We start from the raw sequence: 17128 nt of genomic DNA, 5'->3' as shown, positions 1-17128 counted from the left end.
TGCTAGTGAACTATTGCATCTTGGTTTAGTCATTAGATTTATTTATAATTAAATTATCAAATCCTCAAATTCGGTAGATGTCTGTTTAAAGAAGTAATACAATCAATAAAATTTTGATAGGGGGAATATAATAGGATGAAGCTATCACTAAGTGAAGTCGAATCACTGACCGAGATTAAGGTTTATCGTGAGAGGCTTGGAAAATACTGTGTGAAAGTCTATGCCAACCAGTTTAATCAGTCTAATTCGAAGGAAGCTATTTATGAATGGAGAAATATGAGAGATGCTTTAATATGTGCACGTGGTATTTCCAAAATGTTCAATGTGCCCAAAGAGCTCATTTCTATCGAACAGGGTATTCAATAATTGAGCACGCAAAAACCCGAAGCCCTCTGTGGAAGTGGCTCGGGTTTTTGCATGTGATTAAAGGCCTTCTGGAAGCGATAACCCCAGACCTGCTGCGACACGTTGCCCATATTCGGGGTCTGCTTTATAAAAATGCCCAATTTGGCGGATTTTAATTTCTTCCTTTTCTACAGGTGTCATAGCCCCTACAACCGTTTCGACGAGCCGGGCCCGTTCCTCTTCACTTAATAAACGGTATAAGTCACCGGCTTGTGTATAGTGGTCACTATGGTCAAAAGCTACGCTTTCGGCAAGGCCTGAAACAGGGAAAGCCGCTGGCTTGGCTTGAGGAGCCTCAGTCGGTCCACCAAAGCTGTTTGGCTCGTAGTAGACGGATTTTCCGCCATTGCTATCGGACGTCATTTGGCCATCGCGCTGGTAATGATTCACTTCCGCATGGGGACGGTTGATCGGCAGCGTATTATGGTTGGTGCCCACACGATAACGATGCGCATCTGCATAGGCGAACAGGCGGCCTTGCAGCATTTTATCCGGTGAAGCTTCAATTCCAGGGACGAACGCTCCAGGCGAAAAGGTCGCTTGCTCAACTTCAGCAAAATAGTTTTCGGGATTTCTATCCAAAACCATGCGCCCTAATTCTATGAGCGGGTAGTCCTTCTGCGACCATACCTTCGTGACATCGAATGGATCGAAACGGTACGTATCTGCATCTTCTAAAGGCATAATTTGTACATAACAGGTCCATGCTGGGAAATCGCCTTGGTCAATGGCATTAAAAAGGTCTTCAGTATGATAGTCCGGATGCTCACCGGCAAGCTTGGCAGCAAGAGTGACATCGAGATTTTTAACGCCTTGCTCCGTTTTAAAATGATATTTCACCCATACCGCTTGCCCTGCGGCATTCACCCATTTGAAGGTATGGCTTCCGAAGCCGTGCATATGTCTAAGCGTAGCGGGGATGCCGCGGTCCGACATTAGAATAGTTACTTGGTGCAAGGATTCAGGCGATAAGGACCAGAAATCCCACACGGCTGTGGGGTTTTTTAGATGCGTTTGTGGATGGCGTTTTTGTGTATGTATAAAGTCAGGAAATTTAATGGCATCACGAATGAAAAATACGGGCGTATTGTTGCCGACTAAGTCATAATTGCCTTCCTCTGTATAAAATTTCAAGGCAAAACCTCGCGGGTCACGCACGGTATCAGAAGAACCCAGCTCGCCAGCAACCGTAGAGAAACGAACAAACATCGGCGTACGTTTGCCAACCCCGGATAAAAAACTCGCCTTTGTATATTGGGACAAATCGTTGGTCACTTCAAAATGGCCGTGGGCGCCTGCACCCTTGGCATGAACAACGCGCTCAGGTACACGCTCTCGGTTGAAATGCGCTAGTTTCTCAAGAAGATGGACATCTTGAATAAGTGTAGGTCCCCGCGAACCAGCGGTCATGGAGTTCTGGTTATCGCCAACAGGGGCACCCCAGCTGGTAGTCAAATTTTTATCTGTTGTACTCAAATAAAATCACCTCTTATAATGGAGTTATAAAGCTGTTCTATTATATGATAACAATTCTTAAATTAAAATCAATCTAATTTATATATTTCAACTTTTTCTCGAAAGATCAACTAATAGGCGATCCCCATGTCTGCAAAGACTTTAGGGACAGCCTTTCTCCTTGAGTCTGAAGGAGACATGATGATGCAGGCAGCTACGGAAGGCATGGCCGGATTAAGGCAGACATTATCTCATACAGTTTAGTCTTGTAGATACACAGTAAATTATTATATAGTGTACAAAGACAGTTCGCGACCATCCTGTCTATAAACAAAACTATGGAGGAATGTGCATGAGTACAAGTAATAAGCCAGCAAGCCCGCTTTCAAAAGGTGGGGCGATCCCTTTTCTTGCGGTCGAGCCTGCAACAAGAAAGCTGATCATTTTGACCGCGAGTTTTATAGCAGCATTAATGCTTGCTAATATCGTGGCGATCAAAATCGTGGATCTAGGCTTTGCTGCTGTAACCGCCGGCATTTTCATCTATCCGATTACGTTTATTATTTCGGATACGATTGCAGAGATTTGGGGGCGACGGGTAGCACAGCAAGCGATTTGGATTGCCTTGGTGATCAACGCATTTATGGTTGGCGTGTTCACTTTAGTGATCCAGATGCCATCCGCTGTTTTTTTCGAAAGCCAGAAAGAGCTGGAAGTTATTCTGGGTGCCGTGCCGAGAATCGTGCTGGCTTCATTGGTCGCTTTTACAATCAGCCAAAATATCGATGTGTACCTGTTTACCAAGCTGAGAGCGAAAACCGCCGGCAAGCATCTCTGGCTGCGAACCAATGTGTCTACGATCACCTGCCAGTTGGTTGATACCGTCGTTTTTTTCGTGGTTGGATTTATCGGACTTATGCCTCTTATGGAAATGGCCACGGCGACAGCTACCGAGCTAGGAGTGAAAATTGCCATGTCGGTCATTGGCACACCCATTGTTTATTTGCTTGTTAAATGGGCACGTGGAACATTGCAAACAACGCTGCAACCAGAATTAGAAGCCAAGAGCTCGTAATGATCTAACAATTAAAAAACCATATTGCCGAGTTAACAGGCAATATGGTTTTTTTTGGTTTGTTTTGTGTACATTTTCGTGTTTTTTGCTGAGAAAGCTTGGTGCTGTTGTTCGTTTAGGATTGTTCAGAGATCACTTGAAAATTAAGTTTGTATAGCTTAACTCGATTCTGTATTATAGAACGAAAGGAGGGGTATTATGAAACTTCGTATCGGTTTTATAGGAACAGGGAGATACGCTGATAAGCATCAATGTATACTTTCACAAATGGAGGGTATATCGGTTGTGGCTTTTTGCGGCAGGAGCAAGGACAGTGCTGAGAGGGCAGCTATTAACTGGCCTGAAGCGAAAGCGTTTACAAATGTGGTACAAATGCTGGAATCATGTAAATTGGATGCTGTGTATGTGTGCGTACCGCCAATGGGGCATGGTGAAATTGAAATGCACCTAATTGAACGTGGTATCCCTTTTTTTGTGGAGAAGCCTCTAGGATTAGAGCTGACCGACGGTATGCGGCTACTGCGGGATCAAGCAGCAGAAAAACAACTCATTACTTCAGTGGGTTACAATTGGCGTTACCTCGATTCTGTGGCAAAAGCGCGTGAGCTTCTGTTGGAAGGCACTGTGGGTATGGCATTGGGTTATTTCATGAGTTCCTTTCCGCAAATTGCATGGTGGCGAAGACTAGACGGCTCGGGGGGACAATTCAACGAACAGACGACACATATTGTGGATCTTATTCGTTATCTGTGCGGTGAGATCGAAGAGCTGTACGCAGCCTTTGGCAAGCGGCGCACACATGAAGTTCCTGAAGGAATGGATATACCGGATGTGGGGACAGTCACTCTCAAATTTGTGAGCGGAATGGTGGCGACTATTTCCAACACGTGTATCCTTCCAAGAGGGCATCATATGGGCCTGGATTTGTATACGACCTCAGGTGTTCTGGAAATCCGTTCGAATAGCCTGAAAGAAATCGGGCGAGATCGTACGGTGGAATACAAGAATAGCTCCGATCCATATATATTGGAAAATGAGGCCTTTGTTCATGCATTGCGAACGGGGGATACCTCCGGTATATTGTCCGATTACGGGGATGCTTTCCGTACATTCGAAGTGACGTCGGCTGCTAGCTTATCTGCGGCTGAAGGCCGCATTATACGGTTTCGGACAAGTACAGGGAAAGAGAGTTGAAGCTGCTTCACAGTAAATTCACCGGAGCTGGGAATTGCAGAAATAAGTGAGAAGCTGATACGTTGGTTGTTGTAAAACACTTCGATGTACTCAAAGATGCTCTTCTTCGCTTCTTCCCGTGTTTCGTACTTATGAAGGTAAATCCTTTCCTTCTTCAGGACACTATGAAAGGACTCGATGCAAGCATTGTTGTTGGCTTCCATAGGCTTGTTTTAATGCCTGTAGAACCAATTACTTGGTCATTCGTTCACTCATGTGCCAGCCGACGATCTCACGGGAGAACAGGTCCATAACGCTCGCCAAATAGAGCCAGCCTTCATTTGTGGATACATAGGTAATGTCCGTCATCCACTTCTCATTAGGCTTGCTTGCCGTAAACTCACGGTTCAGTACATTCTCTTGAACGGGCAGCGAGTACTTGGAGTTGGTTGTCGCTTTGTATTTTTTCACCGTTTGGAACGGATCCCATTGGCTTTCATAATCCGGGTCACTGTACGCTCAGAGATCGAGATGCCATTCTTCTTTAATTGCTGGGTGACCTTGGGGCTTCCGTAAATCTGCCTGGATCGTTCATACACTTCCTTGACTTGCCCTGTCCATTCTTTGTGCTGGCGCTCACGGTTACTCTCGGGGCGCCCTAACCACTTGTAATAGCCGATACGCGAAACGTTCATAATGCGGCACATCTTCTCCAGTCGGTATTCTCAGCGGTGTTCATAGATGAACGTGTATTTTACCGACGGTCTTTTGCGAAGAAGTGCATCGCCTATTTTAAAATTTCGTTCTCCTCTTGGAGATCACGAATCTGCTTCTGGAGTTCCTTGTGTCGCTGGTCTTCTGACTTTAACGCTTGCACAGCTACGATTTCAGGCTCACTACCGTACTTTTTCAACCAGCCATATAAGGTATTCACGTTAATTTTTAACTCCCGTCCGATTTCAGCTACAGACTTTCCACTCTCCTTTATGTATGGAACGGTCTGCTTCTTGTACGTTTCATCATGATCGATCTTTTTCATAGACACAGGGCTCCCTCATTCAAGTTATTGAATCTAGTATAATCTGTGTCTACTATTCAGTCTAACTGCATGGTTTATTTAGATTTTACCTGTCCCCGGAATCAGCTTTTCTCAAGATCCATGCTGGGTGTAAAGGCACTACTTTATTGTACCGGTATCGGTAAAGGGATGCTGGCTTATTTACCCGACGACAGGATCAAGACTGTAGTAGAGAGGGGGCTTACAGCCATAACAGATAGTACGATAACCAATAAAGAAGCACTTATACGGGATTTGCAGCAGATTCGGGCTAGAGGGTATTCCATAGATAATATGGAGCATGAATATGGAATTAGGTGCATATTCATGCCGATTCGCAACAAAAGGCGAGAAGTCATTGCCGGATTAAGTATTTCAGGATCGTCTCTAAGGTTTGATGAACCTAAGATTAAAAGGCTTTGCAGTTAATCTTCAAAGAGTGGTTAGCCAAATAGAGGATAAGTTGTAAAGCATAATTCCAGACAGGGGAGATTTAAGTGGCAACTATGGGATGGTCACTTCAGAATATGAGGCTTAAATCCAAATTAATCGTATCCTTTGTATTACTTATCGTAATATCCACGTCTATTATAGGCTGGGTATTTTTTCTTATTTTAAAAGAAGCCATCGTTAATGAAGTAGGTCAATCTGTTCAAGAGGTTCTCAAGCAAACGATGCAAAATATTGATTACAAGCTCAAAGATATTGATGAATTGTATGTAAACATCGTCTCTAACAAAGATCTGCAATTTATTATGGAAACCGATGCCTCAACTGACACGACGGCCAGAGCTAATTTTGAAAAAACGTTTTATGAGATCGTGTATCCGAAGATTTTCGGGGGACGTTCTGAACAGATTCAATCTGTAAGTATTTTCGGCCAATACGGCTTGAATTTATTCGTTAATACGGACGCAACTGCCGCAAATCGAATAAAATCGGAGATTGAACAAACCTTGATTTATCAACAGTCGTATTCGGCTAAGGGGAAACCGTTATGGTTGTTTTCGAACAAGGACATATTCTCAAACCGTGATTCAGGACCAAAGGTTATTTATAATGCGAGAAAAACACTAGGATTACTAGACCTTAAGGAATGGGGTCTTATGCTAATTAGTGTCCGTGAAAGTTTTATCTTTGACAGTTTTAAAAATGTGCTCACGGATATGTTGGCCATTACTTATTTAGTAGATGAAAAAGGATTCATCATTTCTCATGTTAGTAAGGAGCGAGTTTCTACTAAAGCCGATCCCCATGTATGGGGGGTTATTAACGGTTCATCCAATGGAAGCTCCCTAATTTTATTACAAGGAACGATGTATTCCGTTCATTACTTTACATCGCAATATACGGGCTGGAAGCTTGTTACTTTGATTCCGCAAGCTGCTGTCTATAAACATATAGAACTTGCTAAAGGTACGATTATTATGATTGTGCTCATAACAGTGGCATTATCCATTCTTTTTTCCGTGTTAATTTCATCTAGTATTACCCTACCATTAATGAAATTAATCCGCCATATTAAAAAAGTAAGGGATGGAGATATCCATACAAAAGTCCATTTGGGAACACAGGAGGAATTTGGAGAAATATCGGAGAGTTTCAATGAAATGACGGAAGAAATTGGAGCTCTAATTAGTAAAGTGAGGGACGATGAAAAGAAAATCAGAGAGGCGGAGCTTCGAGCCTTGCAGGCACAAATAAATCCACATATTTTGTATAATACGATGGATTCCATCTATTGGATGACCATAACAAAGGAATATGATGAAATTGCAGAAATGACAACGGCGTTTGCCCAGTTTTTCCGGCTCATTCTAAATAAAGGTGACGAAATGACGACCATTGCTAAGGAATTGGAAACGATCGAGCATTATCTTCATATCCAAAAGCTCCAGTTCAAGGATAAATTTGAATACGATATTAAAGCGGAACCAGATGTATTGGAGGAATCATGCATTAAACTAATTTTGCAGCCATTGGTGGAAAACGCGCTGCTGCATGGAATCAAACCGCTAAAAAATAAACGTGGTATGATTTCGATCATAGCAAAAAGAGAAGGTCAACTCATCCTGCTGGAAGTTATCGATAACGGTATTGGGATGGATTTGGAACAAATAGAAGCTCTCCTCGAACAGCCTTCGCAAAACGGAGGTTATGGCATTTATAACATTAACGAGCGCATTCATTTGGCTTATGGAGAAGGATATGGCTTACACTTCGAAAGTCGAAGAGATGGGGGATCCCACATACAAATCATACTTCCAGGGGGATACGTCGATGTATAAAATGATTTTAGTGGATGATTCGGAACGGGTGAGAAATGGGCTGAAAATGAGTATGGACTGGTCTAAGCATCAAATTGAGATCGTTGGTGAGGCGGAGGACGGACTGGAAGCGCTCCAGTTGATTAGGGAGGTCAAGCCTGATTTGATCATCTCCGATGTAATAATGCCGCATATGAACGGGCTGGAGTTAACGGAAAAGGCGCTGTGCATCGTACCGCATGTGAAGGTTATTTTATTAAGCGGCTATGATAATTTTCCCTATGTGCAGACTGCGATTCGAAATGGAGCCTTTGATTATTTGTTGAAGCCGAGCAAAATCGAAGAATTATTTGCTATCATCGAAAAAGCAAAGCAAAGCAAAGCTTAGAGCAAGAAAGGAGCCAGGTGAAGGACGTTGTACAATTAAGACAACAGCTGCTTCACAGCATCCCTGTGCTCAAGGAGAGGTATTTGCGTTATTTGCTTTCCGGTCTAATGTCCTTACCTGATATACGAGAGAGATGTAATTACCTGAACCTGTCCATCGGCAACCATTTGTTTACATGCCTGGTATTAGAGATCGATGACGAGGATGCAGTAGCGGAAAGTGCCCGTATTCGCGATAAGCAGCTCTTATTATTTGCTTTTCGAAACATTGTGGAGGAGCTGCTTAGGGAACAGCTGTATACTGAGATTGTCGAAAATTACGATAACCAAATCATTATGATCGTAAGCCGGGAGGCGCCTATGGACAGCAAGTATTATTTGGAGCTGCTACAGGCGATAGCCAGAAAAATAAAATATTATATACGGATTTATTATAAGGTGTCTGTTTCGATCGGAATTGGCGGCATCTATGATGAACCGGAATGGATAACCGAGTCCAGCAAAGAAGCGGTAGAGGCTGTCCAATATCGTCTGTATTCAGGCAAAGAGAGCATCGTCTACATTGGGGACATCAGATACCAGGTTTCACGGGAACATGCCGTATACCCGTATGACGTAGAAAAAAAATTGTGTATGGCTTTGAAAATCGGGGATATAAACGGAGCCGGCGGGTATGCAAGACAATTTTTGCGCGCCGTTGTCGGGGATGTCACTCCCACTCCTGATCATCTACGCAAGATATGCTTGCAGTTGGTTTACACGCTGCTCCGCCAGTTAATCGAGTGGGATCTTTCAGATGGAAACATACTGGAGCTCACGGCATTGGATGAACAGATTAAAAAAAGAAAAACCATTGAACAGCTTGAAATGTGGCTTCTGCAATATGTAAATGACCTTGCCCAAAGCATAGAAAACAAAATGCAGCAGCGCCATGTTTCGATCATTCAGAAGGCGATTACATTCATGGAGTCGCATTATTCGCAAGATATCTCTTTGCAGGACGTAGCCGATGTTGTCTATTTGACCCCCAATTATTTCGCCAATTTATTCAAGGAAAGGACAGCTGAAACCGTTTTGAATTTTTTGGCCGATATTCGGATCGACAAGGCGAAGCAGCTGTTAAAGCAAACAGACTTGAAAATATTTGATATCTCCAGAGAAGTTGGATATACCGATGCCAAGTACTTTGGGCAGGTGTTTAAAAAAAGGGTGGGCGTTACCCCATTGGAGTACCGGAAAATGTAGCTCATTCGATAACATTACAAACCAATCATAAGAATTTCACCTATGTATCCCTATGGAAATTACGGATAATAAGACCAAGGGACGACATAAAGGAGGTGAATGACGATGATCATTAATAAAAATATGCTGGTAAATAAACATACGGTTGGTTATTTGTTTCTGCTGCCACTGATTCTGGGGGTCGTTACCTTTTCCTTGTATCCGATAGGAGAAGCTTTCCGTATCAGCTTGTATCACCACAACGGAGTGAGAGGGGTCTGGGCAGGATTCAGCAATTATGAATTTATTTGGTCTGATAAAACCTTTTGGCGAGCGCTTAAAAACACAATAATTATGGGTGTGATGGGGCTTGGAATCGGATTGCCAGCGAGCTTTATTATCGCTTCAATGATTAATGGAATTACCGCCCGCAGGTTGAGCGTCCTATTCAAGGCGATTTACTTTTTACCGAATGTCACTTCGACGGTTGCGGCCTCCATCGTATTCCTGCTGCTGCTTTACCCGACGGAAAAAGGGATAGCCAATACATTCTTAAGCTGGTTCGGTGTGGCTCCGCTCGGATGGCTGGCAGATCCCAGATATGCACAATTTAGCGTTATTCTGATGGATACTTGGCATGGATTGGGCTACTCGGTTTTAATCTGGCTGGCAGGTCTCCAAGGTATTTCGCGAGATTTGTATGAGGCGGCAAGCGTTGATGGTGCTAAGAGGTTACAGCAGTGGTTCTATATAACCATTCCGAGTATGAAGCCGGTCATTTTTTTTATGGTTGTTATGGGTACGATCAATGCGTTTAAAAGATTCGGAGAAGTTTTCGTTATCGGGGGACCTGATGGAAACCCGGGCGGATCATTATTTACACTCATGCTTTACGTATACCGATACGGTTTTTATACCTATGAGTTTGGTAAAGCTGCTGCTGCATCGTATGTGATTTTCATCATTATTTTAATATTTACTCTTTTTAATTTTAAAGCGTTTCAAAATAAGGATTGACCGGAGTTGAGATGTATGTCCATGCTGTCCACTGCAACTAAAACCGGGGTGGTACTGCAATCGAGAAGAAAAGCAGACATGCTTGGAAGGCTTGTGACCTTATTGTTCTTACTCGCTGGCAGTGTAATGATACTATTTCCATTCATTGTTATGCTTTCGATAAGCTTCGATAAGGATGCCATTTTCGAATTTCCTTTTCCCTTCCGTTTGATCCCGGAGCACCTCAGTTTCGAAAACTTTAGAATAGCCGTCATCAATACCCATATGCCGCGATTATATGTAAATACGTTTATGATTGCCGTTGGTGTTATTACGATTAGTACGTTTTCAGCGCTGCTCGCGGGCTACGCATTGTCGAAGTTGAACGTAAAGGGCGGCAAAATCATCTTGTTGGTCGTGCTGGCCACGTTGATGATTCCTAGTGAAGCTACACTAATACCGCTATTTATGCTATTTAAAAAGCTGCAGCTTATCAACACCTACTGGGCTTTTTATTTACCGGCAATTGCCAATATTTTCGGAACATTTTTGGCCAAGCAATTTATGGACGGCCTTCCGGGCGAACTTAGGGAAGCCGCCACTATAGATGGCGCAGGAGAGTTTCAATGCTTCAGCAGAATCTATTTTGCATTAAGCATGCCGATCATCGCCACTTTGGTTATTCTCACTTTTCTGAACGTGTGGAACAGCTTTTTGTTCCCGCTTATTATGCTGAATGATCCGGCCAAATACACGATTCAAATTGGAATTGCTTTGCTTAATGCACGTACACAAACCGGCGAATCGCCTCCGGGTCTGAACATGGCTGCCACAGTATTGTCCATCCTTCCTGTGCTGATGGTGTACTTGTTTTTCCAAAAATACATTATTCAAAGCGTTGCCCATTCAGGTATAAAACAATGAGACATCTACTTTTGAGGAGTGATACTGTGAAAAGTAATAAACGGAAAATCACATTTATGCTTGCCATTTGCTCGCTGCTGTTGTTTTTAACCGCATGCGGCGGGGGTGGGACGGGAGACAACAATAGTGCGGCTCCAGGTCCGACGGGAAATGCGGATAATTTATCCGGTGTTGTCAAGTTTGCTGTTTTTAGTTATCCGGTAGATGACGGCATCGATCCGGTAACAGGTAATAATGTCAAAGGGATGAAAACGATGCTGCAGCCATTTTTAGACAAGCATCCCAAACTAACTGTCGAATATATTGAAGTTCCGCAAGATAACAGAAAGGCCAAATTTCAATCTCTTTTGCTTAGTGGAAGTGTGGACGTGTTAATCTTGGATTCGGCAATTGATTTCTATAATCAAGGATTTTTAATGCCGCTAGATGATTACTTAAAACGCGATAATTGGAAAAATAATTATTTCGATTCTTTATGGTTGGACAAAGAGCGCTTTACGAATGCTACGGACGGTAAAGTGATGGCCATACCGGGAATCGTGAATACCAATACGGTCATGTATGACAAGCAAATATTTGACGATTGGGGTGTGGCACCGCTCAGCGATAAACCGACAGCTCTGGAAATCTTGGAAAAAGCCTCAAAGCTGACAGGGATCAATCCAAAAACAGGAAAACAAACATATGGCATGTATTACGACCCGCGCAGCAGTAGTCATATGATGCTTGATTATTTCTCTGATGGGAACGGCGTACAAATTGGTGAAACAGACTGGGCGAACTTCGGAAACAGTAAATTGAATTTCAATACCCCGCAAATTAAAAAGAGCCTTCAAACCTTAATCGACATGAACTCAAGCTTACCGCCAGGCTACGAAATCGGACGCGGCTTTGAGAATTGGGGTAAAGCCGAGAACAACGTAGCGATTTGTTTATGGTGCAGCAAAACCGATGAAATACTTAAAAATAAGCTGCAGGATCGGTATGTCTTGACCAAAGGGGTAAGGGACAATAACGGAAAAACCTCCTATGGTACAGCCCAAACGTACACGATCGCCAAAGATACGAAAAATCCGGAAGCGGCATGGCAGGTGCTGAAATATATTACGGGAGCTGAAGGACAAAAAACGATCTATGATAACTACAAGTCCTTGCCCTCCTGGAAAAATGCCGATTGGGTTGACGAAAAAGATAATCCGTATGCTAAACAATTGCTAGCCGTCGTGGCAGATACCAAGAATGTGTTATTTCCACCGATCATGTTCTCACTTGTTCGTCCTTGGATGGCGGAATTGATATCCAGAGCTAATCATGGACAAAAGTATGATTTAACAACCGAAATGGCAGATATTCAGGAAAAGATTAATAAATGGGTGGAGGAACAGAAAATAATCGATGCATCAAAAAATAAGAAGTGATTTAGCATTAAAAGGATAAGCCTAAGGATGAGGCGACAACTGCAGGCTTCAGCCGCAGAAGGGATGGATTTACTATAAATAATCTTAGAGAGAACCATGCGTGGAGCTATTCAACAGGAAAGGAAATTGCCTATGCTTCAAAAGGCAATGGAGCTAAATACAGTGATTTAAATATAGTACGTCTTGCTCCGGGAAATAGACAGCTACAGGTAGATTGGCGGTACGAGGGAGATGGAACATACAAATCCGATGAATTTTTTTTCGAAGTAAAGCTGACCGCAGGGGAAGAACGGACAGAAATTCAAACTCACGAAATACTGGGGGCAGCAGGTTCGATTTTAATTAAAGGTCTGGAAAATGCTGTGGATTACGATATTACCGTTCAAGCCGTGAAGAAGGGTTCAAACGAGCGGTTGGCGGAAAGTCCGGTAAGGAAGGCGCGAACTGGAGAAGTACCTGGCATTGTCATTAATTATATTCATCCGGACGACTACACCTATGACTTCTCGGGCCGCTCCCCGGCAAGTCCATCTATCGTGAAGCTTCCTAATGGAACCTTGTTAGCCTCTCATGATGTTTTTTGGGGGTTGTACGGACAAAATTTGAGCAAGGTTTTTCGATCTCTTGACGGCGGGCGTAGCTGGACATTCTTATGTGATCTATTTCCATGCTATTGGGGAAAATTGTTTCTGCATCGCGGAGCGCTGTATATGCTTGGAACAAGTACGGAATATGGGGCTTTGCTGATTGGTCGCTCGGACGATGGCGGAATGACTTGGTCTGCGCCAACTGAACTGCTGACTGCAGGTAGCAGGAAGGAGGGAGGTCCCCATAAAGCCCCAATGCCTGTTGTTGAGCATGAGGGGCGCATTTGGAGTGCGGTGGAATATGGGTCTTGGGATAACGGGGGGCATGCCACCGGAGCTATATCTGCTCCTGCGCATGCAGATTTGCTGGATGCTGCTAACTGGGTGGTAACCCCTTTCCTTCCCTATAACCGGGAATGGACGGGAATCATTGAAGGCGGCGATAAGCCTTCCCTGCTGGAAGGCAATATCGTAATCGCTCCTGATGGCAGGCTTGTGAACCTGCTTCGTTATAATACAAAAGGAGGCAATCCTGATTACGGAAAAGCCATTATACTTGATGTGAATACAGCACATCCTGGTGCGGATCTGACGTTTGGCAGTGTCGTAGATTTCCATGGCAATATGTCCAAATTCACTGTTCATTATGATCCCGTCAGCCGAAGGTACTGGTCATTAGTGAACAGGGTCACTTTGTCCAATGTGTCCCAACGCAATATATTATCATTAGTATCATCCGAGGATTTGGAGTTATGGCAAGTTCATACCGACGTATTAAACTATCAGGAAAATGGCTGGATGGAAGATGATCTTAAGGTAGGATTCCAATATGTCGATTGGCTCTTTGAAGGGAAGCATATTATATTAGTAAGCCGGACCGCAATTAACGGTGCTTTCAATTATCATAACGCCAATTATATAACATTCCACACCTTGGAAAATTATCGTTCATTTCTTATGGATTGACTAGAAGTCCGTGAATAGCTAGAGGAGAGGTCAAGGTGTACTGGAGATAGCGAAGCAAGACTCATTCACCGGGTATCTAGGGCTAATAAAATTTATATCTAGGGTTCAAACATTTGGAAAGGATGTGCCTCAATGAATCTGATGAGACCGCTTGCACAGGATTTTATAACTGTTTATGAATCGCCAGATCCCAACAATATCTATACTTACAGTCCCGGCATTGCAGTCTTGCCCAACGGCAGGCTGGTCGCCACGCTCGACTTGAGCGGACCGGGTATGGAGGACCTGCCAGGTCCCAAGCGTGTCATCGAGCACGGTCAATTATGGTTCGGTAAAATATTTACCTCTGATGATAAAGGGAAATCATGGGATTTTCGTGCGGACTTTCCTTTCATGCATGCAAGACCTTTCGTGGCGGGAAATTCTGTTTATGTAATCGGTCACTGCAACGACCTTGCGATTGTCCGGTCGGACGATAATGGGGAAACATGGAGTGAGACCAGCTTTTTATCGGAGGGGGAAATCTGGCACCAGGCTCCTTCAAATGTCCATTACGTTAACGGACATGTTTATCTGGTTATGGAAAGAATGACGTTTACTGGTATGAAAATATGGCCTTGCAGTATCCTTGCCCCTGTTCTAATGAGGGGGAGCATCGATAGCGACTTGCTACTTAGGGAAAATTGGACATTCGCTTCGGAGCTGGCATTTTGCGATACGGTGCCAGTGGATCAGCTGGATTATTTCGGTATCCCTTTTTATAATACGGAACCGATTACGGGGACGATGATCGCTCCGGGACGTAATTGCGCGCCATCCGGTTGGCTGGAGACGAATGTCGTGCAGATCGTTGATCCGGATCATTATTTTTACGACCAACGGGGCCGTACTTTCCATCTTTGGATGAGGGCGCATACCGGTGGAACGGGATATGCCGCGATTGCGAAAGTAGTGGAGAACGACGATGGGAGTATGACAACGCTGCTGGAGCAGGTTCCTTCGGGTAAAACGATCGTCTACGTGCCATGCCCGGGCGGACAGATGAAGTTTCATATTGTATACGACGATGTCTCAGAGATGTATTGGCTGCTTAGCACCCAGGCGACCGATAGTATGACGCGCGCGGAGAAGCTTCCTGAGGATCGGTTCTGGACGCCGAACAATGAGCGTCATCGGCTGCAGCTTCATTTTTCCCGCAACTGCATCGATTGGTGCTTTGCTGGTATGGTAACAATGGGGGCCTCGCAGAAACAGTCACGCCATTACGCCAGTCTGGCAATTGACGGGAACGATTTATATGTGTTGAGCCGGACTGGGGATCATCGTGCCAAAGATGCGCATAATGTGAACTTAATCTCATTTCATACGATTGCCGATTTTCGCGAATTAATTTATTAAGGGGGAATGAACGCTGTGACTTTAACACATAGTGAATTATTGCAGCTCAAACGTTGGAATACACCGTCGGTCTTTAATGGGTGGGAACAAATTTCGAAACACGACCGCAGAACGTGCTTTAACTTGGAGGAAACCAAAGATTTCATGCCCCATATGGGAGTTATGGTTGGATATGCGGTGACTGTAGTGTGTGAGCCGAGCAATCCCGACCATCAAACCGCGAATCCGAATGCCCAGGTTGAATACCGCGAATATATTGCTAGTATTCCGGGACCGAAAATCGTGGTCGTTCAGGATCTGGATAAACCCTATGCGTATGGTTCTTATTGGGGGGAGGTAGGTGCCAACCTTCACCGTTCACTTGGCTGCATCGGAACGATTACGGATGGAGCTATCCGTGATCTCGATGAAATGAATAATGCTGGATTCAAATCCATCGCCAGCAAAATGTGTATCGGTCATGCATATAGCTGGCCAGTGCGATGGAACTGTGAAGTAGAGGTCTTCGGTACGAAAATTAACCCAGGGCAGTTGATCCATGCGGACAAACACGGTTTCCTCGTAATTCCCGAAGAAGATCAGGGCGGACTTCTTGAAGCGACGCGGTTTATGGATAAAAATGAATGTGACACAGTTATTCCATCAGGCCGTAATACAGCAGGCATAGAGATGAATGCTTTGCTGCACGGCATGAAAGAGGCAGGAAACCAGTTCGGAGCTGCGGCCCAAGCCCAATTCGGACGTAGAGGCGAATGGTAGAAGCAGTATAGCAATATTTTACAAATAAAACAGTATTTTCGTAATCTATACCTGGAGAGGGAAAATATTGCGTTTTGGCAAATTACCATATAAAAAATTGGATATACGATAAAATATCCAAATAATGGATATTTTATGTCTGAATCAACCATGATATTAACAAAAGAAGCCTGTCGATTGATGTACCGCATGCGGGTACATCAATCGACAGGCTCTTTACATCGGCTACAAAGCCACAATTTGCCGCTGCTTTTGCTTGAAATAGACCCAATCCTTGAAGCCGATTTCCTTCAAGCGTTTGCTGACGTCGTCCCACTCGTCGCCAACCCGTTCAGGAACGTGGGCATCCGATCCGAAGGTAACCCTGACGCCGTAATGCAGCGCACGTTCCAGCACCGCATCTACCGGATACCAACCGCCGCACGCTTTGGTTTTTCCGGAGGTATTAATTTCTATCGCGATATCCTGCTCTCCAATAATCTTCAAGGTGCGGTCAACAGATTCTGTAGGGACTGCCGAAAAAGGTGTGAAATAAGCACGCATCGCATCAATATGGCCAAGAATCTGGAATACGCCACTGCGTGCCGATTGCTCAATGAGGTCGTAATAAATTTCCTTTTGCTCAACAAGCTGGATATCCGTTAAGCCTTTGAACCGGTTTTTATTGAAAATACTAACACCACCGGATAAATGAACGGATCCAATAATGTAGTCAAAAGGGTATTGGTCATACATTTGTTTATACAACTGGATATGCTCGGGGAAAAAATCGGACTCTACACCAAGCAATACATCGATCTTGCCGCTGTATTCTTCTTTAAGCCTGAGAACCTCGGCAATATAAAGGGAAAATTCGCTTTTCGCCATAGCAATACCAGGCTGCTCACGATCTACAGCACTAGCAAAATAAGGAGAGTGATCGGAAATTCCAATCACCGAAAGACCGTTCTGAATACCTGCTTCCACGTAATCGCGAATCGTCCCGATAGCATGGCCACAACGTTCATGATGCGTGTGTAAATCGAACTTCATCCTCA

General features: G+C 44.1%; 15 protein-coding genes and 1 pseudogene. 13 read left to right on the top strand and 3 right to left on the bottom strand.

The features are described 5' to 3' along the window. Nucleotides 1-135 precede the first annotated feature (135 nt). The gene (locus tag G9U52_RS10765; protein WP_166149182.1) at nt 136-366 is read left to right on the top strand and encodes a hypothetical protein; all 231 of its coding nucleotides are present in this window, start codon (nt 136-138) and stop codon (nt 364-366) included. 57 nt (nt 367-423) lie between these two features. On the opposite strand, the gene katA is transcribed toward G9U52_RS10765, so the two are convergent. Beyond that, entirely contained in the window at nt 424-1881 is a 1458-nt protein-coding gene (gene katA, locus G9U52_RS10760) for a catalase KatA (RefSeq protein ID WP_166149180.1), read from the bottom strand. 331 nt (nt 1882-2212) lie between these two features. Between katA and G9U52_RS10755 the strand changes: the two genes are divergently transcribed. Together G9U52_RS10755 and G9U52_RS10750 are read left to right on the top strand one after the other, a co-directional pair. Continuing rightward, nucleotides 2213-2935 (top strand): queuosine precursor transporter, encoded by a 723-nt coding sequence (locus tag G9U52_RS10755; RefSeq protein WP_166149178.1) that lies wholly within the window; start codon nt 2213-2215, stop codon nt 2933-2935. A gap of 198 nt (nt 2936-3133) precedes the next feature. Continuing rightward, nucleotides 3134-4129, top strand: a complete 996-nt coding sequence (locus tag G9U52_RS10750) for a Gfo/Idh/MocA family protein (protein ID WP_166149176.1) — start codon at nt 3134-3136, stop codon at nt 4127-4129. On the opposite strand, the pseudogene G9U52_RS42065 reads toward G9U52_RS10750, so the two are convergent. Then, nucleotides 4117-5147 (bottom strand): annotated as a pseudogene (locus tag G9U52_RS42065) (IS3 family transposase); the annotation flags it as partial. The gene G9U52_RS10750 and the pseudogene G9U52_RS42065 overlap by 13 nt on opposite strands. 45 nt (nt 5148-5192) lie before the next feature. Between G9U52_RS42065 and G9U52_RS10725 the strand changes: the two are divergent. The 10 genes from G9U52_RS10725 to G9U52_RS10680 all read left to right on the top strand — a co-directional run bounded on the left by G9U52_RS10725 (nt 5193) and on the right by G9U52_RS10680 (nt 16091). After that, entirely contained in the window at nt 5193-5594 is a 402-nt protein-coding gene (locus G9U52_RS10725) for an IclR family transcriptional regulator (protein WP_446430478.1), read from the top strand. Nucleotides 5595-5671: 77 nt separating this feature from the next. Further along, nucleotides 5672-7453, top strand: a complete 1782-nt coding sequence (locus G9U52_RS10720; RefSeq protein ID WP_243767287.1) for a sensor histidine kinase — start codon at nt 5672-5674, stop codon at nt 7451-7453. After that, complete coding sequence (locus G9U52_RS10715; protein ID WP_166149162.1) at nt 7446-7820, top strand: response regulator; 375 nt, start codon at nt 7446-7448, stop codon at nt 7818-7820. Before G9U52_RS10720 ends, G9U52_RS10715 begins: the two co-directional genes overlap by 8 nt. 17 nt (nt 7821-7837) lie before the next feature. Further along, a complete protein-coding gene (locus G9U52_RS10710) occupies nt 7838-9064 on the top strand; it encodes a helix-turn-helix domain-containing protein (protein ID WP_166149160.1) in 1227 nt (408 codons plus the stop codon). A 105-nt stretch (nt 9065-9169) separates the two neighbouring features. Continuing rightward, on the top strand, nt 9170-10060 hold the full coding sequence (locus tag G9U52_RS10705; protein ID WP_166149158.1) for a carbohydrate ABC transporter permease: 891 nt from the start codon (nt 9170-9172) through the stop codon (nt 10058-10060). A gap of 15 nt (nt 10061-10075) precedes the next feature. Continuing rightward, the gene (locus G9U52_RS10700) at nt 10076-10963 is read left to right on the top strand and encodes a carbohydrate ABC transporter permease (RefSeq protein ID WP_243767254.1); all 888 of its coding nucleotides are present in this window, start codon (nt 10076-10078) and stop codon (nt 10961-10963) included. A 26-nt stretch (nt 10964-10989) separates the two neighbouring features. Beyond that, nucleotides 10990-12381 carry an ABC transporter substrate-binding protein gene (locus tag G9U52_RS10695; protein ID WP_166149156.1) on the top strand — a complete coding sequence of 464 codons (1392 nt, stop codon included), beginning with the start codon at nt 10990-10992 and terminating at the stop codon, nt 12379-12381. Nucleotides 12382-12743: 362 nt separating this feature from the next. After that, complete coding sequence (locus tag G9U52_RS10690; protein ID WP_166149154.1) at nt 12744-13934, top strand: sialidase family protein; 1191 nt, start codon at nt 12744-12746, stop codon at nt 13932-13934. A 132-nt stretch (nt 13935-14066) separates the two neighbouring features. Further along, on the top strand, nt 14067-15332 hold the full coding sequence (locus G9U52_RS10685; protein ID WP_166149152.1) for a sialidase family protein: 1266 nt from the start codon (nt 14067-14069) through the stop codon (nt 15330-15332). Between the two features lie 15 nt (nt 15333-15347). Then, the gene (locus tag G9U52_RS10680) at nt 15348-16091 is read left to right on the top strand and encodes an RraA family protein (RefSeq protein WP_207952888.1); all 744 of its coding nucleotides are present in this window, start codon (nt 15348-15350) and stop codon (nt 16089-16091) included. 225 nt (nt 16092-16316) lie between these two features. On the opposite strand, the gene G9U52_RS10675 is transcribed toward G9U52_RS10680, so the two are convergent. Then, on the bottom strand, nt 16317-17123 hold the full coding sequence (locus G9U52_RS10675) for a histidinol-phosphatase (RefSeq protein WP_166149148.1): 807 nt from the start codon (nt 17121-17123) through the stop codon (nt 16317-16319). Nucleotides 17124-17128: the final 5 nt, after the last annotated feature.

It is taken from the genome of Paenibacillus agricola, assembly GCF_011440305.1.
Classification (GTDB): Bacteria; Bacillota; Bacilli; order Paenibacillales; family NBRC-103111; genus Paenibacillus_S; species Paenibacillus_S agricola.
Note: the sequence above shows the minus strand (reverse complement) of the source record. Positions and strands in the feature narration are given on the sequence as shown.